General features: G+C 66.7%; 17 protein-coding genes. 5 read left to right on the top strand and 12 right to left on the bottom strand.

What is annotated here, in order from left to right; all coding sequences use genetic code 11:
* Positions 1-111: 111 nt before the first annotated feature.
* Positions 112-1545, top strand: coding sequence for a PLP-dependent aminotransferase family protein (locus ACN22W_RS06935; protein WP_419686944.1), 1434 nt, complete (start codon positions 112-114; stop codon positions 1543-1545).
* A gap of 34 nt (positions 1546-1579) precedes the next feature.
* On the opposite strand, the gene ACN22W_RS06930 is transcribed toward ACN22W_RS06935, so the two are convergent.
* Positions 1580-2020 carry a nuclear transport factor 2 family protein gene (locus ACN22W_RS06930; protein WP_419686943.1) on the bottom strand — a complete coding sequence of 147 codons (441 nt, stop codon included), beginning with the start codon at positions 2018-2020 and terminating at the stop codon, positions 1580-1582.
* Positions 2021-2063: 43 nt separating this feature from the next.
* Positions 2064-4085, bottom strand: a complete 2022-nt coding sequence (locus tag ACN22W_RS06925; protein WP_419686941.1) for an FAD-dependent oxidoreductase — start codon at positions 4083-4085, stop codon at positions 2064-2066.
* A gap of 149 nt (positions 4086-4234) precedes the next feature.
* Between ACN22W_RS06925 and ACN22W_RS06920 the strand changes: the two genes are divergently transcribed.
* A complete protein-coding gene (locus tag ACN22W_RS06920) occupies positions 4235-4771 on the top strand; it encodes a PadR family transcriptional regulator (RefSeq protein WP_048244274.1) in 537 nt (178 codons plus the stop codon).
* A 32-nt stretch (positions 4772-4803) separates the two neighbouring features.
* Here ACN22W_RS06920 and ACN22W_RS06915 read toward each other — a convergent pair whose 3' ends face one another.
* From ACN22W_RS06915 to ACN22W_RS06900, 4 genes are all read right to left on the bottom strand, one after another.
* The gene (locus ACN22W_RS06915) at positions 4804-5817 is read right to left on the bottom strand and encodes an alpha/beta hydrolase (protein ID WP_419686939.1); all 1014 of its coding nucleotides are present in this window, start codon (positions 5815-5817) and stop codon (positions 4804-4806) included.
* A 71-nt stretch (positions 5818-5888) separates the two neighbouring features.
* Complete coding sequence (gene wrbA, locus ACN22W_RS06910; protein WP_343491597.1) at positions 5889-6488, bottom strand: NAD(P)H:quinone oxidoreductase; 600 nt, start codon at positions 6486-6488, stop codon at positions 5889-5891.
* Positions 6489-6659: 171 nt separating this feature from the next.
* Entirely contained in the window at positions 6660-7076 is a 417-nt protein-coding gene (locus tag ACN22W_RS06905; protein ID WP_122166525.1) for a DoxX family protein, read from the bottom strand.
* A 49-nt stretch (positions 7077-7125) separates the two neighbouring features.
* Positions 7126-7824: a pirin family protein gene (locus tag ACN22W_RS06900; protein ID WP_412022065.1), complete on the bottom strand. Its 699-nt coding sequence runs from the start codon at positions 7822-7824 to the stop codon at positions 7126-7128.
* 180 nt (positions 7825-8004) lie between these two features.
* Between ACN22W_RS06900 and ACN22W_RS06895 the strand changes: the two genes are divergently transcribed.
* Entirely contained in the window at positions 8005-8922 is a 918-nt protein-coding gene (locus ACN22W_RS06895; protein WP_419687381.1) for a LysR substrate-binding domain-containing protein, read from the top strand.
* Positions 8923-8974: 52 nt separating this feature from the next.
* Here the strand turns inward: ACN22W_RS06895 and ACN22W_RS06890 are convergent, their stop codons facing one another.
* From ACN22W_RS06890 to wecB, 6 genes are all read right to left on the bottom strand, one after another.
* Positions 8975-9955, bottom strand: a complete 981-nt coding sequence (locus ACN22W_RS06890; RefSeq protein ID WP_419686937.1) for an NADPH:quinone oxidoreductase family protein — start codon at positions 9953-9955, stop codon at positions 8975-8977.
* A 148-nt stretch (positions 9956-10103) separates the two neighbouring features.
* Positions 10104-11930, bottom strand: a complete 1827-nt coding sequence (locus tag ACN22W_RS06885; protein ID WP_419686936.1) for an acyl-CoA dehydrogenase — start codon at positions 11928-11930, stop codon at positions 10104-10106.
* 109 nt (positions 11931-12039) lie between these two features.
* Positions 12040-12807 (bottom strand): class II aldolase/adducin family protein, encoded by a 768-nt coding sequence (locus tag ACN22W_RS06880; RefSeq protein WP_419686934.1) that lies wholly within the window; start codon positions 12805-12807, stop codon positions 12040-12042.
* Between the two features lie 68 nt (positions 12808-12875).
* Entirely contained in the window at positions 12876-15200 is a 2325-nt protein-coding gene (locus ACN22W_RS06875; protein ID WP_419686933.1) for a molybdopterin cofactor-binding domain-containing protein, read from the bottom strand.
* Complete coding sequence (locus ACN22W_RS06870; RefSeq protein ID WP_419686931.1) at positions 15197-15658, bottom strand: (2Fe-2S)-binding protein; 462 nt, start codon at positions 15656-15658, stop codon at positions 15197-15199. The genes ACN22W_RS06875 and ACN22W_RS06870 overlap by 4 nt, the downstream gene beginning before the upstream one ends.
* Positions 15659-16220: 562 nt before the next feature.
* Positions 16221-17438, bottom strand: a complete 1218-nt coding sequence (wecB, locus tag ACN22W_RS06865) for a non-hydrolyzing UDP-N-acetylglucosamine 2-epimerase (RefSeq protein ID WP_419686930.1) — start codon at positions 17436-17438, stop codon at positions 16221-16223.
* A gap of 1325 nt (positions 17439-18763) precedes the next feature.
* Here wecB and ACN22W_RS06860 point away from each other — a divergent pair.
* Both ACN22W_RS06860 and glmS read left to right on the top strand, forming a co-directional pair.
* On the top strand, positions 18764-19852 hold the full coding sequence (locus ACN22W_RS06860) for a hypothetical protein (RefSeq protein ID WP_419686929.1): 1089 nt from the start codon (positions 18764-18766) through the stop codon (positions 19850-19852).
* Positions 19853-19900: 48 nt separating this feature from the next.
* Positions 19901-21718, top strand: coding sequence for a glutamine--fructose-6-phosphate transaminase (isomerizing) (gene glmS / locus ACN22W_RS06855; RefSeq protein ID WP_419686928.1), 1818 nt, complete (start codon positions 19901-19903; stop codon positions 21716-21718).
* Positions 21719-21754 lie beyond the last annotated feature (36 nt).

Here is a 21754-nt window from a genome sequence, read left to right as displayed (position 1 = left end):
CACGAAAACCATAACAGCCACAATTTTCCGACGATTGGACCAACACAATTCTGCTTGGCGAGATGCCCGCGCACGATCGATAATCGGCCACTCCCCTGTCGCAGGCGCCCCATGGACACGCATACGCCGTACCGTTACAGGCAACTGGCCGATCTCATCGTCGGCATGATCGACAACGGCACGCTCGCACCCGGCGCGCGGCTGCCGTCGGTGCGCGCCGTGAGCGAGCAGCAGCGCATCAGCGTCTCCACCGCGCTGCAGGCCTACCGTCTGCTCGAAGATCGCGGCGTGCTCGTGTCGCGGCCGCAGTCCGGTTTTTACGTCGCGGCTGCACGCGGTGGGTCGCTCGCGTTGCCGTCGGCGTCGCGCTCACGCGCGAAGGCGTCGACGGTGTCGATCAGCGGCGCGGTCGCCGCGTTGCTCGAACACGCCGCCAATTCGGCACTCGTGCCGCTCGGCTGCGCGGTACCCGACACGGCGCTGCTGCAATCGAAACGGCTCGATCTCGCACTCGCTCGCGCGGCGCGTCAGCACGGCATGCGCTACAACGTCTACTGCCCGCCATACGGCGAACCGGCGCTGCGCCGCGAAATCGCGAGGCGGGCCATGCGCTTCGGGCATCCGCTGTCCGCCGACGACATCCTCGTCACGAACGGCTGCACCGAAGCGCTGACGCTTGCATTGAATACCGTCGCGAAGCGCGGCGATACGATTGCGGTGGAATCGCCGACTTACTTCGGCTTGCTTCACACGCTGGAAGCGTTGGGGATGAAGGCGCTGGAATTGCCGACCGACCCGCTGCGCGGTGTCGATGTCGGCATGCTCGCGCAACGGCTCGAATCGGAACCGATCGCCGCCTGCGTGCTGTCGTCGAGCTTCGGCAATCCGCTCGGCTCGACGATGACCGAAAACGACAAACGCGCGCTGCTCGCGCTGCTGGCGCGGCATCGCGTGCCGCTGATCGAAGACGACGTCTACGGCGACATCCACTTCGGGCGCGATCGGCCCAGGCCGTTCATCGCACTCGACGGCGGCGCCAATACGATCTACTGCAGCTCGTTCTCCAAGAGCCTCGCGCCCGGTTACCGGATCGGCTGGATCGCCGCGGGCGACCGTGCGCAACAGGTGATGGAACGCAAGCTCGCGCTCAGCCTCTGCGGCCCCACGCTGCTCCAGGTCGCTCTGGCAGATTTCCTGGCGAGCGGCGCATACGATGCGCATTTGCGCCGTATCCGGCGATTGTTCGAAGAGAACCTGGCACGGATGACGCGTACGATCGAAGCCAGCTTTCCGGCCGACACCAAAGTGAGCCGCCCGGCCGGCGGCTTCGTGCTCTGGCTCGAACTGCCGAAGCGTTTCGATTCGCGTGCGCTGTTCGACGCCGCGCTCGAACAGGGCATCTGCTTCGCGCCGGGCGACGTCTTCTCCGCCAGCCGGCGCTTTCGCCACTGCCTGCGCCTGAGCGCGGGTCACGTGTGGAACAAACGCATCGAGGACGGCATCCGGCGCCTTGGCCGGCTCGCGCACGCGCAGCTCGCGCGCTGATCGAACAGCGGTTGCCGCGCGGCACCCGACCGGTTCAGCCGCCGACCTTGAACGCCGGAAGCTGCTGCCCGAGCCGCGCGCCCATTTCCGCGCCGAGCGCCTGCAGTGCATTGAACGGCCGGATCATGACCTCGAACTCGACGATCCGCCCGTCGTCGCCGAAGCGAATCATGTCGATCCCCTTCAGCGCCTTGTCGCCGACGTTCGCGCTGAACTCCAGCACCACGTTCTTGCCGTCGTCGGCGACGAACTGGCGGTGATAGGTGAAATTCTCGAGGATCGTGATCACCGTGCGCAGCGCCATCAGCAGCGCGGGTGCCGGGCCGTACGGCTTGAACGCCATCGGCGAACGGAACACGGCGTCCGGATGGACGATCGAATCCAGCGCGCCAAGATCCTTGCGTTCGATCAGCGCATGCCATGTGTCGAGCGAGGTCGCGACAGCGGGATGAAGATGCATCGGGGAATTCGTCATCGAAGACTCCTGTAGCGTCGGGCGGAAAAGGAACGAAACGGTCTCAAAGGGCCGCGGCGAGCGTCGTGCCCTGGTGAATCGCGCGCTTCGCATCGAGCTCGGCGGCTTCGTCAGCGCCACCGATCAGGTGCACCTTGCATCCGGCGGCCTGCAGTTGCTCCGCCAGTTCGCGCGAGGGCTCCTGCCCGGCGCAGATCACCACGTTGTCCACTTGCAGTGTCTGCTCGACGCCGTCGATCGTCACGTGCAATCCATCGTCGTCGATGCGCCGGTACGTCACCGCCGACGACATCCCGACGCCGCGTGCCTTCAGCGCAGTGCGGTGGATCCACCCGGTGGTCTTGCCGAGTCCGTCGCCGACCTTCGACGCCTTGCGCTGCAGCAGATGCACGTGCCGCGCCGCCGGCTCGGGCTGCGCATTGCGCAAGCCGCCGGCCCTTGCGTACGATTGATCGACGCCCCATTCGGCGAAAAACCGGTTGACGTCGATGCGCGCGCCGTCGTCGCGATGGACGAGGAATTCCGCGACGTCGAAGCCGATTCCGCCCGCGCCGACGATCGCAACGTTGCGTCCCACGGCCTTGTGATCGCGCAGCACGTCGAGATAACCGAGCGTCTTCGCGTGGCCAACGCCGTCGATCGGCGGCGTGCGCGGCACGATGCCGGTCGCGATCACCACTTCGTCAAATTCGCCCTGCAGCAGCATCTCGGCAGTCGCGCGCGTATTGACGTGAAGCGTCACGCCGCGCAGTTCGATCTGCCGGCGGAAGTAGCGCAACGTTTCGTGGAACTCTTCCTTGCCGGGCACCTGCTTCGCGATATTGAACTGGCCGCCGATCTCGGCGCCGGCTTCGTACAGCGTCACCGCGTGACCGCGTTCGGCCGCCGTGACCGCGAAGCCGAGGCCCGCCGGCCCGGCGCCGACCACCGCGATCCGCTTGCGCTGCTGCGCGGGCTGGATCACGAGCTCGGTTTCATGGCACGCGCGCGGATTCACGAGACAGGACGTGATCCGGCCGCTGAACGTGTGGTCGAGGCACGCCTGATTGCAGCCGATACACGTGTTGATTTCGTCCGCGCGCCCTTCCCGCGCCTTGCGGACGAACGCGGCATCGGCGAGGAACGGCCGCGCCATCGACACCATGTCGCAATAGCCGTCGGCGAGCAGTTGCTCTGCGACTCCCGGCGTATTGATCCGGTTGGTCGCGACGAGCGGAATGCCGACCTTGCCCATCAGTTGCCGCGTCACCCACGCGTATGCGGCACGCGGCACCTTGGTCGCGATGGTCGGAATGCGCGCCTCGTGCCAGCCGATGCCGGTATTGAGGATCGTCGCGCCGGCCGCCTCGATCGCCTGCGCGAGCCGGATCACCTCGTCGAGCGTCGAACCGCCTTCGACGAGATCGAGCATCGACAGCCGGTAGATGACGATGAAGTTCGTGCCGACCCGCTCGCGCACGCGCCGCACGATCTCGACCGCGAAGCGGATGCGGTTCTCGTACGCGCCGCCCCACGCGTCGTCGCGATGGTTCGTGCGCGCGGCGATGAATTCGTTGATCAGGTAGCCTTCGGACCCCATGATCTCGACGCCGTCGTAACCCGCGTGTTGCGCAAGCGCCGCGCATCGCACGAAATCGGCGATCGTCTCGTCGACTTCGTCGCTGCTCAACGCATGCGGCGTGAACGGGTTGATCGGCGCCTTCAGCGCGCTGGGCGCCGCGAGCGCCGGGTGATACGCATAACGCCCGAAATGCAGGATCTGCAGCGCGATCTTGCCGCCCTCCGCCTGCACCGCGCGCGTCACGACGCGATGGCGCTCGGCGTCCGCTTCGGTCGTCAGCATCGCGCCGCCCGGCGCCGGACGACCGCGCTCGTTCGGCGCGAAGCCGCCCGTAACGATCAAACCGGCCTCGCCGCGCGCGCGCTCTGCATAAAACGCCGCCATCCGCTCGAAGCCGTTCGGCGCTTCCTCGAGGCCGACGTGCATCGACCCCATCAGTACGCGGTTCCTGAGCGACGTGAAGCCGAGTTCGAGCGGGGTCGTCAAATGCGGATAGCGGGTCATCGGTCGGCTCCTGTTAATGCAACAAGTTGCAGAAATATTAGCTCGCCGATTCTGTTTATGCAACATGTTGCACTAACAAGACTCCCCGCTTGTACTGTGGCCCCGATATGGCAAGATGCGGTTCATTCCGCCGCCGCTTCCGACCCGACATGTCCCTGCCTCACGCACTCCTCACCGCTCTCGCCGAACGCCCCGGTTCGGGCTCCGAACTCGCCGACCGCTTCGATCGTTCGATCGGCTATTTCTGGCAGGCGACGCACCAGCAGATCTATCGCGAACTGGGGCGTCTCGAGGAAACCGGCTGGATCGAATCGCTGCCCGCCGAATCGGGGCGCGGCCGCAAGCGTGCGTACCGGATCCTGCCGGCCGGCAAGAAGGAACTGCGGCGCTGGATCGCCGAACCGGAAGATCCGACGCCGCTGCGCGAAGCGCTGATGGTGCGCCTGCGCGCGGAAGCGGTGCTGGGCCCGGCGGGGCTCGAGGAAGAAATCAGGCGGCGCATCGCGCTCCACCAGGAGAAGCTCGACCTGTATCTGCAGATCGAAGCGCGCGATTTCCCGGAAGGCGCCGATTCGCGCGCGAAGCGCCTTCAGCACCTGGTATTGCAGGCCGGCATCGCGAACGAGCGGTTCTGGGTCGAGTTCTCGCAGGATGCGCTCGACACGCTGCGTCTGCCGAAGGATTGACCCGCGCGCGTCTCGACCCCGCGCGGTAGCACTCAGGCTGCGGATCGCGGCCGGACGCGCGCGCCGCCACCGGTTTGCAGCTGTTCGACGAGAAACAGCCCAATCGCGTCGAGTGCCTGCGCGGATGCCTTCAGCTTGCCGATCCCGCCGGCAAATCCATGCGACATCCCATGCCACACGTCGAGCCGCGCATCCACGCCGGCCGCGACCGCGCGCTCGACCCAGCGACGCGAATCGTCCAGCAGCACTTCGTCGTCGCCGACATGAATCCGCACCGCGGGCAAGCCCGCGACACGCGCGTAAAGCGGCGACGCCAGCGGATGCTTCGGATCGGCTGCCCCGAGATAAGCACGCACCAGTTCCGACACCTGCGCCCGCGTGAAGAGCGGATCGGCGTCGGCACGCGTGTCGTAGGTCGCGCCCGACAGCGTCAGATCCGTCACCGGCGACAATGCCGCGACACCCACGAGCGTCGTATCGGCCGTGACCGAGGCCGAGGCCGAGACCGAAACCGCATCGGCCGCGACCCGCGACGCAAGCACCAGCGCGAGCGCACCGCCGGCCGAATCGCCGGTGACGGCGATCCGGCGAATGCCTTTTTCGGCGAGCCCGCGATAACAGGCCAGCACGTCGTCGATGGCGGCCGGAAACGGATGTTCGGGCGCCAGACGATAGTCCGGAATGAAGGCCCTGACGCCGACCCGCACCGCCAGTTGCGCGACCGAATGGCGAAACGCCGCCGCGGACCCGAAGTTGAACCAGCCGGCATGCAGATGGAGCAGCGCGTCGCCGGAGCGCACATGCGCGGGAAACACCCAGTACCCCGGCACGCCGCCGACCGTGTCGAACGCGAACGTGACATCGTCGCGGCGCTGCACGTTTTCCATCGCCGCATCGAACGCGTCACGCGCTTCAATGCCCAGCCGCGCCCCCTTCATCGCACGCATGCCGGCCCGCATCGCGGCAACGACCGCCGCATCGTCCGGATCGAGCGGATGCATCACGACGTGCTCGCTCGGCCCGCCTTCGTTCGAAACGTTGTTCATCGCCAGTCCTTCTGATTCGGAAAGTCATCGCGTACGGCTGCCCCCGCCAAACCGCGCGGGGCGGCCGACGTTCAGGCGAACAGCTTGTTCGCGGTCCGTGCGATCAGTTCGCCCTGATGGCGCGCACCGGCCAGCTCGATCTCGCTCGGCAGGCGCTGCCCCTGCCCGCCCGCGATCGTGGTCGCGCCATACGGCGCGCCGCCGACGATTTCGTCGAGCGTCATTTGCCCCTGGTGGGTGTACGGCAGCCCGACGATCGTCATGCCGAAATGCAGCAGGTTGGTGATGATCGAGAACAGCGTGGTTTCCTGGCCGCCGTGCTGGCTCGCGCTCGACGTGAACGCGCCGCCGACCTTGCCGTTCAGCGCGCCGCTCATCCACAGGCCGCCGGCCTGATCCAGGAACGCCGCCATCTGCGACGAAATGCGGCCGAAGCGCGTCGGCGTGCCGACGATGATCGCGTCGTAGTTGGCCAGTTCGGCCACCGTCGCAACCGGCGCCTGCTGGGCGAGCTTGAAGTGCGCGGCCTGGGCAACGGCCTCCGGCACCGTTTCCGGCACCCGCTTGACGTCGACCGTGGCACCCGCCGAGCGGGCGCCTTCGGCCATCGCATCCGCGAGCGCCTCGATATGACCGTATGACGAGTAATACAGCACGAGAACTTTAGACATGACGAACTCCTAACGATGGTCGCGAGGAAGTCGCGACGGTATCAACGCGCGCCGGCTGACGCACGCCGTGTGGTGTGACGGAATGAAAGTCGGAACGACCGTGCGGTGGTCCTGACGAGACGGCCGGGCCTGTCACGCGCCTGGTCGCCCCGGAGGATCGGCCCGTTCGGCTCACGCCGCCGGTGCGATACGCAACGCGGTGCGCCCGATCCGTGCGTCGAGGCTGAACGCGCCCGCGCCGAAGTACGCGATCTGCAGCAGGCCGCCGGCCATCATCACGTTCTTCAAAAAGTGAATCATCTGGTTCTGGTCGGCGAAGTTGTGATGGAAGAACACCGCGGTCACCAGACTGAACAGCGCCATCGCCAGCGCCACCGGACGGGCCCGATAACCCGACATCAGCAGCAGGCCGCCGCCCGCCTCGACCAGCACCGCGACCACAAAAGCGAGCGACGGCGCCGGCAGGCCGACGGACGCGATGTAGCCGACGGTTGTCGCATGCGCGGCGAGCTTGCTCAGCCCGCTCATCAGAAACGGCGCGCCGATCAGAATGCGGCCGAGAAGCGGAAGATACTTGTAACGATCCATGATGAACTCCTGAAATGAAATGATTCGGTGGACTGGGAAATAAAGGCACTCAGCCGGCGTCCACCATCACCAGCTCAGAATCTTCGACCGCGACAATCTCGAGCGCGGCCTCGTTCGTGATCGCGACGCCGTCCAGCGGCCCCACGCGTTCTCCGTTCACTTCGATGCGCCCCGAAGCCGCGACGAGATACGCGCGGCGCGATGCGCCCAGTACTTGCCGAACCTGCTCGCCCGCCTTCAGCGTCGCGCCGAGCACCCGTGCGTCGGCACGGATCGGCAGCGCGCCGTCGTCGCCGGCGAAGCCGCTCGCCAGCACGACGAAACGTCCGGACCGGTCGCCTTTCGGAAACTGCTTCGTGTCCCACCCGGGCGCCCCGCCGTTCGTGCGCGGCAGCAGCCAGATCTGATAGAGCTTGAGCGGCATGTCGCCCCGGTTGAACTCGGCATGACGGATGCCCGTTCCCGCACTCATGACCTGCACGTTGCCCGCGCTGATCGTTCCTTCGGATCCCAACGTGTCGCGATGGCCGAGCACGCCTTGCCGCACGTACGTGATGATTTCCACGTCGCGGTGCCCGTGCATCGGGAACCCGCTGCCGACGGCGATCTCGTCGTCGTTCCAGACGATCAACGGTCCGAGCGGCGCGTGCTCCGGCGTGCCCTCGGCCGTGACCGCGAAATGGTATTTCGCACGCAGCCAGCCATGGTTCGCCGCATCCAGTGATGCCCAGCGTCGATGAGTCAGCATGTCCGCCTCCTGTTTCCTGGTGCCCGAACGACGGGCGGTTGCCTGGCGGCGCCTCACCGGAATCTGCGAAGCACCGAACGTTGGACGAATGCTAAATTCGCAAAGATCGCTCGCATATCTCCTGAATCGCAACGTATCATTGCTCCGAATAGAACGATCTCATCGAACGGAGCCGTCGCCATGAACCCCATCGCCGACCTGAACGATCTGCGGCTCTTTGCGGAAGTGGTGGAACACGGGAGCTTCACGGCCGCCGCCCGCAGCCTCGGCGCGCAAACCTCGAAGCTCAGCCGGCGCATTCGCGCGCTCGAGGAGGAACTCGGCGTGCGCCTGCTCAATCGCACGAGCCGCAGCCTGTCGCTGACGGAAACCGGGCGGCAGTTCCATCAGCATTGCGTCGCGCTGGTCGCGGAATCGAAGGCCGCGAAGGACATCGTGGATCGCACGCGGACGCAGCCGCAGGGCACCGTGCGCATCAGTTGCCCGGTCGGGCTGCTGAGTTCCGGTGTCGCGGAGATGCTGGCGCGCTACATCGAGAACAATCCGCAGGTTCAGGTGCTGCTCGATGCGACCAACCGGCGCGTGGATGTGGTCGAGGAAGGCCTGGATTTCGCGATCCGGGTCCGGGTTCCGCCGCTGGAGAACACCGATCTCGCGGTTCGGCAGCTGGGGCTGTCGTTCCGGATTCTCGTCGCCAGCCCGGCATTGGCCGCACGTTTTCCGGCACCCGAGTCGATCGACAGCCTGAAGGACTGGCCGACGGTTTCAACGGCCAGTAGCGGCGACAAGTACGTGTGGAGTCTGGCCGACGGCGACGGGCGGGCCATCTCTTTCGCGCATCGGCCGCGACTGGCCACCGACGATCTGGGGAGTCTGCGGCTTGCGGCGCTCGGCGGCATCGGCGTCGCCGAATTGCCGCGCGAACTGGTGAGCGCCGACCTTCAGGCCGGCCGGCTGCTCCACCTGCTGCCCGCGCTGTCGGCACCGACGGCGCTGGTCCACGCGATCTTCCCGACGCGCCGCGGCATGGTGCCCGCCGTTCGCCATCTGCTCGACGCGCTCGTCGCGGGCTTCGACGAACTGAACCGGATCGCGTAGCGGCCGCCGGCACGGCCGCACACGCAGCGCGATGACGCGCGCCGGGTCCGGATCATGCGTCCGGCAGGATCACCACCTTGCCCTTCACCTGCCGGTTCGCGATCCGCGCGATCGCGTCGGCCGCGCCGGCCAGCGACACGCGCTCGGTGATCGCGGGCCGTACCTTGCCGGCCGCGAACCATTCGGCGAGCAGACGCATGTTCGCGACATGCTGCTCGGGATCGCGGCGCACCGCGTCGCCCCAGAACACGCCGAGTATGTCGCGCTCCTTGAGCAGCGCCAGATTCAACGCGATCTTCGGGATCTCGCCGGCCGCGAAGCCGACCACGAGGAACCGGCCGCGCCACGCGGTCGCGCGCAAGGCCGCCTCGCTGTAGGCGCCGCCCACCGGATCGTAGACGACGTCGGCGCCGCGCCCGCCGGTCAGTTCGTCCACGCGGCGGCGCAGGTCTTCGGTCGCATAGTCGATCGTCTCGTCCGCGCCCGCTTCGCGGCACAGCGCGAGCTTGTCGGCGCTCGACGCCGCCGCGATCACGCGCGCGCCGAGCGCCTGCGCGATCTCGATCGCGGCGAGCCCGACCCCGCCCGCCGCGCCGAGCACGAGCAGCGTCTCGCCCTGCTGCAGGCGCGCGCGCTGCTGCAATGCGTGCAGCGACGTGCCGTAAGCGAGCACGAGCGCCGCGCCCTGCTCGAACGTCATGCCCGGCGGCAGCGCGGCGATCTGGTGCACGTCGGCCACGCACTGTTCCGCGAACCCGCCGTGCCCGGTGAACGCGACCACGGAATCGCCGGGCCGCCAGTTGGCGACGCCTTCGCCGACCGCATCGATCACGCCGGCAAACTCCGCGCCCGGCGAGAACGGCAGCGCCGGCTTCACCTGATACAACCCCTGGACGATCAGCGCGTCGGGGAAATTGAGCGACGCCGCCTTCACCTGAATCCGGACCTGGCCCGCGGCCGGCTCCGGAATCGCCACGTCCTCGATACGCAGGCGGTCGATCGGGCCGAATGCGGTACACAACAGGGCTTTCATGCTCTTCTCTCTCCTTGCGCGGCGTGGCCGCGGATCGGTTCGGCCTGCGGGACACACCCGCACGGCCGGGTCACGACGAATACGCGGCGGCCGGCAGGATCGGCATCCACCACATCGTCAGCATTCCGGAATATTGAAGCAGCGACGTTCAGAACCACGCGTCGCGCATGTCGAGCGTCGTCGTGTCGACGCTCGACAGCAGATCGAGTTGCGCATCCACCTTCGGCAATTCCCAGCGGAAGAAGTAACGGGCCGCCGCACGCTTGCCGTCGTGGAAATCGCCGTCATGCCCGTGCGCGGCGAGCGTCACGTCGAGCCACAGCCACGCGACGACGAGATGGCCGAACGCTTCCAGATAGACGCTCGCATTCGCGAGCCGCTGCTGCGGATCGCCGATCGCGCCCAGCTGTCGCGTGACGTCGCACAGCCGCGCCCAGCGTTGCGCCAGCGCATCGGCCTGCTCGCGCATGTCGGCATCCAGCGCCCGTGCGCGTTCGACGGTCGCGCCGATACGCGCGTCGAGCGCGCGCAGCAATGCGCCGTCGTCCTGCGCGACCTTGCGGCCCAGCAGGTCGAGCGCCTGGATGCCGTGCGTGCCTTCGTGAATCGGATTGAGTCGATTGTCGCGATAGAACCGTTCGACCGCGTAGTCGCGCGTGTAGCCGTAGCCGCCGTGCACCTGGATCGCGAGGTCGTTCGCGGCGAGACACCACTGCGACGGCCAGCTTTTCGCGATCGGCGTCAGGATGTCGAGCAGGCACGCGGCGTTGGCACGCACCTCTGCGTCGTCGTGCGCGCGCCCCTCGTCGACCAGCTTCGAGCAGTACAGGATCAACGCGAGGCCGCCTTCGACATAGGCCTTCTGCGCAAGCAGCATCCGCCGCACGTCCGGATGCGCGACGATCGGCGCCTGCGGCGCGGCCGCGTCCTTGCCGGCCGGTCCGAGCGGACGCCCCTGCGGCCGGTTGCGTGCATAGTCGAGCGCGTGCAGATAACCGGTGTAGCCGAGCGCCACCGCGCCCGCGCCGACACCGATGCGCGCCTCGTTCATCATGTGGAACATGTAAGCCAGGCCGTGGTTCGGCTGGCCGACCAGGTAGCCGATGGCGCCCGCACGCCCTTCCGGACGATAACGCGTGCCTTCGCCGAAGTTCAGCAGGCAGTTGGTCGTGCCGCGATAGCCCATCTTGTGGTTCAACCCGGCAAGCACGACGTCGTTGTGCTCGCCGCGCGCGCCGTCATCGGCCGGCAGGTACTTGGGCACGATGAACAGCGAGATGCCGCGCGTGCCGGTCGGCAGTCGCCCGTGTTCGTCGGGAATCTTCGCGAGCACGAGGTGGACGATGTTCTCCGTCAGTTCGTGCTCGCCGCCGGAAATCCACATCTTGTTGCCGGTCAGCCGGTAGCGCGGGCCGAGCGGCGAGTCGCCGTCGGCATCCGCGCGCGTCGTGATGTCGGACAGCGACGAGCCGGCTTGCGGTTCGGACAGGCACATCGTGCCGAGGAAGCGCCCGTCCAGTTCCGGGCGCGCGAACGCGTCGATCTGTGCGGGACTGCCATGCGCGACGAGCAGGTTTGCATTGGCAACGGCGAGGAACGGATAAGCGGCGGTCGCGATGTTCGCGGCCTGGAAGTACAGGAACGACGCGGCTTCGACCAGCTTCGGCAAGCGCATGCCGCCGAGCGTTTCATCGTGGCCCGCGGCGATCAGCCCGGCGTCCGCAAAAGCCCGCACGGCCGGTTCGACTTCCGGAATCAGCGTCACGCGCTCGCCGTCGAAATGCGGCTCCTCGCGGTCACCGCGCGCGGCGTGCGGCGCGAACAGTTCTTCGGCGATCCGCTCGCTGGTGTCGAGCACCGCATCGAAGGTCTCGCGACTGTGCTCCGCGTAGCGCGGCAGCGCGACGAGCGCTTCGGCATCGAGCCAGTCGTACAACAGGAACGCGAGATCGCGTCGCGACATCAACAGGCTCATCGTGCTGTCTCCCGGGGTGCCGGCCTTGTCAGCCGATTGAATGGAACCGCGATTGAAACTGCCGGCACGAATTTAGCACGGTCGTTCTAAAACAACAACGACGGACACGTTACGCCGCGTACCCCGGATTGCGCCGATCGAGCCGGCGCAGCAATCCGGGCCAGACGAGCGCCCCGGCGCCCATCCCGCGCGTCACCGCGGCGATCTGCTGTTTGATGCCGTCGAGAATCGGTTGCGCGATCGGCAACAGCGTCGAGCCGCCGGCCTGCGCGCGGACCTGGATCATGCACGCCGCTTCGAAGAAGTACATCGCGACGAACGCATCGGCAGGCGTGGCGCCGACGGTCAACAGCCCGTGGTTGCGCAGCATCAGGTTCGTGTTACTGCCCAGGTCTTGCACGAGGCGCGATTTCTCGCCCTCGTTGAGCGCGATGCCTTCGTAGTCGTGGTAACCGAGCGATGCCAGTACGCCGAGCGATTGCTGTGACAGCGGCAGCAAGCCCCCTTCCTGCGCCGACACGGCCACGCCGTTGATCGAATGCGTATGCATCACGCACAGCGCATCGTCGCGGGCCGCATGCACCGCGCTGTGAATCGTGAAGCCGGCCGGATTGATCTCGTATGGTGAGTCGGACACCTTGCGTCCTTCGAGATCCACCTTGACCAGCGACGACGCCGTGATCTCGTCGAACATCATTCCGTACGGGTTGATCAGGAAGTGGTGCTCCGGGCCGGGCACGCGCGCGGAAATGTGGGTGAACACGAGATCGTCCCAGCCGAACAGCGCGGTGAGGCGATAGGCCGCCGCCAGGTTGACTCGCGCATCCCATTCGGCGGAAGAAACTGACTGCTTCAGGCTGACATCGGATGAGGCCACGTCGACACTCCTTGTTCAGGGATTTGCGTGCCGGGCCGCACGATGCGGCCCGGCGTGGGGATATTGCGTCAACCCGCCTGCGGCTTCGAGAGTTGGTCAGCGACCGGCAGGCTGCGGATGCGCGTGCCCGTCGCCGCGAAGATCGCGTTGGTCAGCGCGGGCGCGACGGGCGGTAGGCCCGGCTCGCCCACGCCGCCGAGCGGCGTCGCAAAGTCGTCCGGCGCGACCAGATGCACGCGGATTTCGCGCGGCGCCTCGTTCATCCTCAGCACCTGGAAGCCGTTGAAGTTGCTCTGTTCCGGATGGCCGTCCTTGAACGTGATCTCGCCGTGCAGCGCGATGCCGAGCCCCATCACCACCGCGCCCTCGAGCTGCGAGCGCACGCGTTCCGGATTGACCTGCGGCCCGCAGTCGATCGCGATGTCGACGCGCGGCACCGAGATCCTGCCGTCCGCGCCGACCTGCACCTCGCACACCGCCGCCGTGTACGACACGAAGCTGCGATGCGCGGCGATCCCGAGCCCGTGCCCCTTCGGCAGCTTGCGCCCCCAGCCGGCCTCGCGCGCGACCGTCTCGACCACGCGCCGCAGTCGCCCGGTATCGACCGGATACAGCGCGGGGTCCTCGCCGTAGTTCACGTTCTTCACCGTGATGTGCGGCTCGAAACGACGCGCGGGCCCGATCAGCTCGAGCAGGAAATCCTTCGGGTCACGGCCGGCCGCGTGCGCCAGCTCCGATACGAAGCTCTGAATCCCGAACGCGTGCGGAATGTTGTAGACCGAGCGGAACCAGCCGATCCGCGTGTGCGCTTCGGTGGCCGGATTCTCGATCCGTACGTTCGGAATCGCGAACGGCAGGTCCGCTATCCCTTGCGCGAGCTCGCCCGGCTGCTCGTGCACGACACCGGCCCGGAAAGTCGACTGGATCGACGGCGCGACCGTGCGATGCTGCCACGCAACCACTTTCCCCGACGCATCGATCCCGCCGTCGAACGCTTCGAGCGACACGGCGTGGAAATAGTCGTGCGCGATGTCGTCCTCGCGCGTGAACGTCAGCTTGACGGGCGCGCCCACCGCCTTCGACAGCAGCGCCGCCTCGACCACGTAGTCGGGCTTCGATTTGCGGCCGAACCCGCCGCCGAGCAGCGTCACGTTGACCGTCACGCGCTCCGTCGGCAGTCCGAGCGCCTTCGCGAGCTCGTCACGCGTGGTCTGCGGCGCCTGCGTGCAGGTCCACACTTCGCAGCGGCCGTCGGCCACGCGCGCGACAGCCGCAGGCGGCTCCATCGTCGCGTGTGCGAGATGCGGAATGTAGTACGTCGCGCGCACGCGTTTCGCGGCGCCGGCGAGTGCCGCCGCCGTGTCGCCGTCGTTGCGGATCACGTCGCCCGGTTGCGCGGCGGCCGCTTCGAGCGTCTTCCGGTACGCGGCCGAGTCGTAACCCGCATTGGGCCCGCGCTTCCAGTCGATCTTCAACTGCGCACGCCCCTGGATGGCCGTCCACGTGTCGCGCGCGACGACGGCCACGCCGCCGAGCGGCTGGAAGCCGGACGGCAGCGGCGTCGACGCGAGCTGCACGACCTTGACGACGCCCGGCAGCTTCTCGGCGGCCGATGCGTCGAACGACGCCACCGTATCGCCATAGGCCGGCGGCCGCGCGACGACCGCATACAGCATGCCGTCGAGCCGTGTGTCGATCCCGTAGTGCGCGCGGCCGCCGACGATGTCGCGCCCGTCGATCAGCGCCGTTTCGCCCTTGCCGATATAGCGGAATTCGGCTGGCGCTTTCAGCACCACGGTTGCCGGATCCGGCGCCGGCAGCGCGGCCGCTTTTGCCGCAAGCTCGCCGAAGCCGAGCTTGCGCCCACTCTTCGTATCGACGACCTCGTGCACCGTCGCCTTGACCTGGCGTGCGTCGACGCCCCACGCCGCGGCAGCGGCCTGCTCGAGCATCGTGCGCGCGGCCGCGCCCGCGCGACGCAGCGCGGCGAAGCTCTGGCGCAGGCTGCGCGAGCCATCGGTGTTCTGGTTGCCGTAGCGCGGCTCGTCGCCGACGGCCTGGGCGACCTTCACGCGCGCCCAGTCCGCACCCAGTTCGTCCGCCACCACCAGCGCGACGCTCGTGCGCACGCCCTGCCCCATCTCCGAGCGGATGCAGGTCACGGTGACGGTGCCGTCCGGTGCGATCGCAACGAACAGATGCGGATCGTCGCGCAGCCCGTGCGGCATCCCCGCGCCGCCATACTGCGGATTCGCGCTGACGGGCGGCTGCATCGGTGAGGCCGCGTGCGCGAGCGACGGCACGCCGAATGCGAGCAGCAGCCCGCCGGACGCGAAGCCGAGCAGCAACGCGCGACGGCTTTCGTTGTGGACGGAGAGTTCGGGCGAGCTCATGCGGCACCTCCGCGGCGCACCGCCAGCCGGATCGCCGCGCGAATGCGCGTATAGGTGCCGCAGCGGCAGATGTTGCCGGACATCGCATCGTCGATGTCGGCGTCGGTCGGATGGGGGTTCGTCTTCAGTAGCGACGCGGCCTGCATGATCTGTCCGGACTGACAGTAGCCGCACTGCGCGACGTTCAGTTCCTGCCATGCCTGCTGCAGCGGATGAGTCAGGTCCGTCGACAGCCCCTCGATCGTCGTCACGCGCTTGCCGGAAGCGGCCGCGACCGGCGTAATGCACGACCGGATCGCGACGCCGTCGAGATGCACGGTGCACGCGCCGCACAGCGCCATGCCGCAGCCGAACTTGGTGCCGGTGTGGCCGAGGACGTCGCGCAGATACCAGAGCAACGGCAGGTCGGGATTGCCGTCGAAATGCAGCTCGCTACCGTTGACGGTCAGCGTGATCATCGTTCACCTCCTGGTTGCGACGCCCGCACCGGGCAGGCATCGAGTGGGGATTCGAACGGCGCGGCGCACATTCCGAACGACCAGGTAGGCGTGGCGCCGTTTCGTGGACCGTGTCGCCTGCAAACACGATCGGGCGGATGCAGCAAACGATGTGGCCAGCCGGTTGCCTGCGCAACATTGCAACGACATCCCGGCCAGCCGCTCGTCCGCATGGATCGCCGCTCGCATTATCGAACCATTTGCGATTTGTCGTCGGATTGCGGCGATTCTGGAGTTTCAGGCAATTGGGGAAGGAAGTCGGCGGTCAATTGAAGCGCCGCGGAGCAGCGCGACGCGACGGGCTTCGATGTGATTTCAGGAGGATGTGGAGCAGGTATTCCCAGGCTTATCCGTGCGTGGCACGACACAGGGAAACGGACATTCCACGACGGCAATGTTGAGTTCGCGAGGAGATTCGCTCTGGCGCGCTACGGTCGCGCAAATACGAATGTCCGGCCTTTCGGCCGGACCGGTCCCTCGCGCGACGACACCGAACGATTCGGCCGCTACCGCGCCACCACGTTCATCGCGACCGCAACGCCTGCAACCCCAGCGTGAGCGCGTTATGCGGCATCTCCGCCGCGCCCATCGAAAAGCTCGTCGTCCTCGTGCTCGCGCCCGGCGTACGCATCAGCGCGTGAACGATCCGCTCGCTCGCATGGCCGTCGCCATACGGATTGTTCGCGCGCGCCATTTCCTCGTAGGCGCTGTCGCTGTCGAACAGCCTGGACGCCTCCCTGACGATCCGCTCCTGATCGGTGCCGACGAGTCGTGCGGTGCCGGCCTGGATCGCCTCGGGCCGCTCGGTCGTATCACGCGTGACGAGCACCGGTTTGCCCAGCGCCGGCCCTTCCTCCTGGATGCCGCCCGAATCGGTGATGATGAAATGCGCGCGCGACATCAGGAATACGAACGACAGATACTCCTGCGGTTCGATCAGGTAAATATTCGGCACGCCGCCGAGCAGTGCGCGCGCCGGCTCTCGCACGTTCGGATTCATGTGCAGCGGATAGACGAACTGCGCGTCGCGATAACGATTTGCGAGCGTGCTCAACGCCCCGCAGAAATTCCGGAACGGCTCGCCGAAGCTCTCGCGGCGATGGCCGGTAATCAGCACGACACGACGCTGCGGTTCGAGAAACGGAAAATTCCAGGCAACCTTTTCGGTCAGCGCGGTGGTGTGGTCCAGCATGCGTTTGACCTCGTGCAACGCATCGATCACCGTATTGCCGGTCAGCACGACGGCGCCTCCCGGCACGCCCTCGCTGAGAAGGTTGTCCCGTGCCCTCACGGTCGGTGCGAAATGCCACGACGATACGGCATCGGTCACGCGGCGATTCAACTCCTCCGGCCACGGCGACCAGACATCGCCGCTACGCAAACCGGCCTCCACGTGCCCGACCGGCAGATAGCGGTAGAACGCCGCGAGACTGACCGCGAGTGTGGTCGTCGTATCGCCGTGCACCAGCACGACGTCCGGACGCAATTCGTCGAAGACCATGCCGATCTCCTGAAGAATGCCGGTCGTCACGTCGGTCAGCGTCTGACCTTGCCGCATCAGGTTGAGATCGTAGTCGGGCTTGATGTCGAACAGCGTCAGCACCTGATCGAGCATTTCCCGATGCTGCGCGGTCACGCATACCCTGACGTCCACATCTGTTTGCGTCTTCAGCGCACGCACCAGCGGCGCCATCTTGATGGCCTCAGGCCGAGTCCCGAACGCAAGCAAGATCTTTTTCATCGTCATCCTCGTTTAGCCACTTCGCGCTGATCGACCCTGCTTGCGGCGCGAAGCATGTATTCGGACGGCGCCTCCCGTACTCGCACGCGGTCAACACGTAGTGGTGTCGCGGGCGAGCGCGCCGTCCTGTCCGCGTGGTCTCCGCCACGCGAATCGTCGTACAACCGGTGTCCCGTTGCACTTGATCAGTCACGTCATGAGTCGTTCCCCGCAGCGTCGAGCGTCACGTCCGTTCTTCACGTCTCTTCCAATACAGCAATAATCAAACCAGCCGTCCTGCGACCGGGCTCGGTTCGCGCGGAACACATGGTGTACATGCGGTGCGTAACGGAATGTTTCACAACTGCTACGAGCGCTGCATCGCCGGGCGAACGCGACACGGACAAACCTCCGGTCGTTCGCGCGATCCGTCCGACAACGTCGTCCGATGAATGGCGCATTCGTGTCGATGGCCCATGGCGCATCGAAGCGCACGCATGCTGCGAAACGCTTTGCGTCACCTCGATTCGCAACTTTTGTCTGTGCAGCGAAGGGTGCGCACTCGATCGCTCGGTCATGGTCAAGCACGCAGAATTTACCGATATGCGGCGGCGTTCGCGTCGCACGAATCGATGATCGGAAAATGTTGCGAATGTGTAACGCAAATCCGCAACCGGCGATTGCATCGGAGTCCGGCCCATCCGGCGCAAGTGGAATCGGGCATCGCACCGGCTTCCAGACCGATGCACACGCAACTAATTTCGCGTGGCGCGTCAACCATGTAAAGCCGCGCCCGGCAAGGCAGAACAAGTTCAGCAGATGAATCGCCCGCTGCACAACGCGTGTGGGCCGCAATGCCGGCCGCGCGCGGTCGCACCCCTTGCGCAAAAGCTGATTCGCCGTTGAATCAAAACACGCTGCTGCCACCCGGGCCGCACTCGCAGCCAGCCCTCCGCCCCTTGCTGTACGGGCCATCGCGGCCGATGGCTCACGCCTTGCTTAATACAGGACAGGTGCGTCCCGGAGCACTCGCACGACAGCAGACAAACGGGGACGTCAAAGCAACGAAGCCGGGAGGCGACACGACGCGTCCGCGTGGGGCAAAAGGCAGCCTCCCCTGCACGACGAACCTGCCGCCGTTTCCCGTTGAAATCCGCGCGATCCGCGGGCCGCCTTCAAGCGCACATGCGACGAACCGGCTCGTGAGCACGAGGAGCGGCACCAGCCTCAAGTTCACCCGTGCCAGGGTGCACTGAGCCACAACGTCGACACGCTCGCCGGGCGCGACGCGGCCAACGCCGCGCCCGGAGACGATTGCGAAGGACCACCGCGCAGGAGCCCCGATCATGAACCGGCCCGCGCTTTTTCCGACCGCACGCGCATGCATGGCGGCCGCCGCCCGGCTGTGCCGTCGGTGGCGTATCGCCTATTGGGTCGCCGCGTGCGGCTTCGCACTGCACGCGGGCGCCGCCGAGCTCCAGCTCAACGGGCTGTACCAACGCCCCGACGGGGCGATCACCGTGCGCCTGAACGGCGTCGGCATCGATCCGTATTTCGCCGCGAAAGCGCTGCTCGCCGCGTCCGATGCGCAGCTCGACGCGCGTCAGGCCGCACTCGCGTGGATCGCCTGGCTGTTGCCGCGCCAGCGTCTGGACGGCGGCTTCAATCGCTACTGTGTGAAGAACGGCCAGTACAACGCATGCGCCGAAGCGGACGCCGACGACGCGATGATGGCGACCTGGATCGAACTGCTCGCCCGCTTCGCGCCCCCCGACGGCATGCCCGCCGCCTGGGAACTCAGCCTGAACCGTGCAGGCACGCATCTGGACACGCTGCTCGACAAGCCGACCGGCGTTTATCAGATCTCGTCGTCGCTGCACATCGCGCTGCTGATGGACAACGTCGAGGTGCACAGCGCGTTCCAGGCGCTCTCGGCGTACTACCTCCGGCGCGCCGACTACACGCATGCCGGCCCGTGGAGCCAGCGCGCCGACCGGCTCGCGTCGGCCATCGTGAAGGTGTTCTGGCGCGGCACGCAATCCGGCTTTCGCGTCAGCACGGCGCAGGTCAGCGATACGAGCTTTTATCCGTCGAAAGTCGCGCAGATCTTCCCGCTCCTGTCCGGCATTCAGGTGCCCGAACAATCCAACGAGACGATCTACGCGCGGTGGATGCAGAAGTACGGCAAGACCTGGAAGCAACTTGCCGGCACCGATTATCCGTGGGGCTTGATCGCGCTCGTCGCGTTCAAGATGAACGACTGGGGAACGGTTGCCTGCTGGCACGCGCGATCCGGCCCGTACCGCCACGGCGCGCACTGGAACGTACTGGAGGAGTCGCTTTATCTGGCATTCGAGAGCCGGATGGCCGCCCCCGTCGCACCCGCCCGATGCGGGTTCACGACGGCGGCGGCATCGGCAACCGCGTCGCGCTGATTCACGGGTGCGCGCGGTCCATGATGTTTAAAGGGAAGGAGACGTGTGATGTGTGGCATCGTCGGCGCGGTCGCGCAACGGGACATCGTCCCGATTCTGATTGAAGGTTTGCGCCGCCTCGAATATCGCGGCTACGATTCATGCGGCGTGGCGACGGTCGTCGACGGCCAGGCGCGCCGCGAGCGCAGCATGTCGCGCGTCGCCGATCTCGACGCGCACGTGCGCAGCGCCGGCCTGACCGGCAGCACCGGTATCGCGCACACACGCTGGGCGACCCATGGCGCGCCGGCAACCTGCAACGCGCATCCGATCTTCTCGCGCGACGAAATCGCGCTCGTGCACAACGGCATCATCGAGAACCATGAAACGTTGCGCAAGCAACTTTCTGACGAGCACTACGAATTCGACGGCCAGACCGATACCGAGGTCGTCGCCCACCTGATCCACAGCAAGTATCGCGGCGACCTGCTCGCCGCCGTGCGCGCTGCGACGTCGCAGTTGCACGGCGCCTACGCGATCGCCGTGTTCAGCAAGCACGAGCCGCAGCGGCTGATCGGCGCGCGGGCCGGCTCGCCGCTCGTCGTCGGTGTGAAGGACGGCGAATGCTTTCTCGCGTCCGACGCGCTCGCACTCGCCGGCATCACCGACCGTTTCATCTTTCTCGAGGAAGGCGACATCGTCGAGTTGACGCCGGGCGGCGTGCGCGTGCTCGATCGTCGCGGCGCACCGGTCGAGCGCGCGATACAGACCGTTTCCTCCGCGCAGGGCGTGGTCGAACTCGGGCCGTATCGGCATTTCATGCAGAAGGAGATTTTCGAACAACCGCAGGCCGTGGCCGCGACCATCCCCGATGCCGGGCTGTTCGATCCGGCCGTATTCGGCCCGGACGCCGCGCGGGCGTTCGAGCAGATCGACAACGTGCTGATTCTTGCGTGCGGCACGAGTCATTATTCCGGCCTGACCGCGCGCCGCTGGCTCGAAACGATTGCGCGTTTGCCCGCGCAGGTCGAGATCGCGAGCGAATACCGTTACAGCGATGCGCTCGCGCTGCCGAACACGCTGGTGGTGAGCGTGTCGCAATCCGGCGAAACCGCCGACACGCTCGCCGCGCTCAAGTACGCGCAGGCGCTCGGCCATATCGACACGCTGGCGATCTGCAATGTGCCGACCAGCGCGATGATGCGTCAGACCGGCCTGCGCTTCCTGACGCGGGCCGGCCCCGAAATCGGCGTCGCGTCGACCAAGGCGTTCACGACGCAGCTCGTCGCGCTATTCATTCTCGCCGTTACGCTCGGACGGCTGCGCGGCTACGTCGACGATGCGCAACTCGCGCGCTACACGACGCAGTTGCGGCGGCTGCCCGGTGCGCTGGAAGACGTGCTCGGGCTGGAACCGCAAATCGAGAGCTGGGCGGCGGAATTCGCGCAGCACGAGAATGCGCTGTTTCTCGGGCGCGGACTGCACTACCCGATCGCGCTCGAAGGTGCGCTGAAGCTGAAGGAGATTTCGTATATCCACGCGGAAGCGTATCCCGCGGGCGAGTTGAAGCACGGGCCGCTGGCGCTCGTGACCCACACCATGCCGGTGGCGACGATCGCGCCGAACGACTCGCTGCTCGAGAAGCTCAAGTCGAACATGCAGGAAGTGCGGGCGCGCGGCGGGCAGCTTTACGTGTTCGCCGATGCCGATACGCGGATCGACAACGGCGAAGGCGTGTCGGTGCTGCGGATGCCGGATTACTACGGGCTGCTGTCGCCGATCCTGCATGTGGTGCCGTTGCAGTTGCTCGCGTATCACGCGGCGTGTTTGCGCGGCGCGGATATCGACAAGCCGAGGAATCTGGCGAAATCGGTGACGGTGGAGTGAGGGGGTTGTGTGACTTGGGCGGAGCGGTGAAGGTCT

The sequence above is a fragment of the Burkholderia theae genome (assembly GCF_048565265.1).
Lineage (GTDB): Bacteria > Pseudomonadota > Gammaproteobacteria > Burkholderiales > Burkholderiaceae > Burkholderia > Burkholderia theae.
Note: the sequence above shows the minus strand (reverse complement) of the source record. Positions and strands in the feature narration are given on the sequence as shown.

Bases quoted from the DNA above. Each gene is read 5' to 3' on its own strand.
- ACN22W_RS06935 (WP_419686944.1), top strand. From the start codon at position 112: ATGGACACGCATACGCCGTACCGTTACAGGCAACTGGCCGATCTCATC.
- ACN22W_RS06930 (WP_419686943.1), bottom strand. From the start codon at position 2,020: ATGACGAATTCCCCGATGCATCTTCATCCCGCTGTCGCGACCTCGCTC.
- ACN22W_RS06925 (WP_419686941.1), bottom strand. From the start codon at position 4,085: ATGACCCGCTATCCGCATTTGACGACCCCGCTCGAACTCGGCTTCACG.
- ACN22W_RS06920 (WP_048244274.1), top strand. From the start codon at position 4,235: ATGTCCCTGCCTCACGCACTCCTCACCGCTCTCGCCGAACGCCCCGGT.
- ACN22W_RS06915 (WP_419686939.1), bottom strand. From the start codon at position 5,817: ATGAACAACGTTTCGAACGAAGGCGGGCCGAGCGAGCACGTCGTGATG.
- wrbA (WP_343491597.1), bottom strand. From the start codon at position 6,488: ATGTCTAAAGTTCTCGTGCTGTATTACTCGTCATACGGTCATATCGAG.
- ACN22W_RS06905 (WP_122166525.1), bottom strand. From the start codon at position 7,076: ATGGATCGTTACAAGTATCTTCCGCTTCTCGGCCGCATTCTGATCGGC.
- ACN22W_RS06900 (WP_412022065.1), bottom strand. From the start codon at position 7,824: ATGCTGACTCATCGACGCTGGGCATCACTGGATGCGGCGAACCATGGC.
- ACN22W_RS06895 (WP_419687381.1), top strand. From the start codon at position 8,005: ATGAACCCCATCGCCGACCTGAACGATCTGCGGCTCTTTGCGGAAGTG.
- ACN22W_RS06890 (WP_419686937.1), bottom strand. From the start codon at position 9,955: ATGAAAGCCCTGTTGTGTACCGCATTCGGCCCGATCGACCGCCTGCGT.
- ACN22W_RS06885 (WP_419686936.1), bottom strand. From the start codon at position 11,930: ATGAGCCTGTTGATGTCGCGACGCGATCTCGCGTTCCTGTTGTACGAC.
- ACN22W_RS06875 (WP_419686933.1), bottom strand. From the start codon at position 15,200: ATGAGCTCGCCCGAACTCTCCGTCCACAACGAAAGCCGTCGCGCGTTG.
- ACN22W_RS06870 (WP_419686931.1), bottom strand. From the start codon at position 15,658: ATGATCACGCTGACCGTCAACGGTAGCGAGCTGCATTTCGACGGCAAT.
- wecB (WP_419686930.1), bottom strand. From the start codon at position 17,438: ATGAAAAAGATCTTGCTTGCGTTCGGGACTCGGCCTGAGGCCATCAAG.
- ACN22W_RS06860 (WP_419686929.1), top strand. From the start codon at position 18,764: ATGAACCGGCCCGCGCTTTTTCCGACCGCACGCGCATGCATGGCGGCC.
- glmS (WP_419686928.1), top strand. From the start codon at position 19,901: ATGTGTGGCATCGTCGGCGCGGTCGCGCAACGGGACATCGTCCCGATT.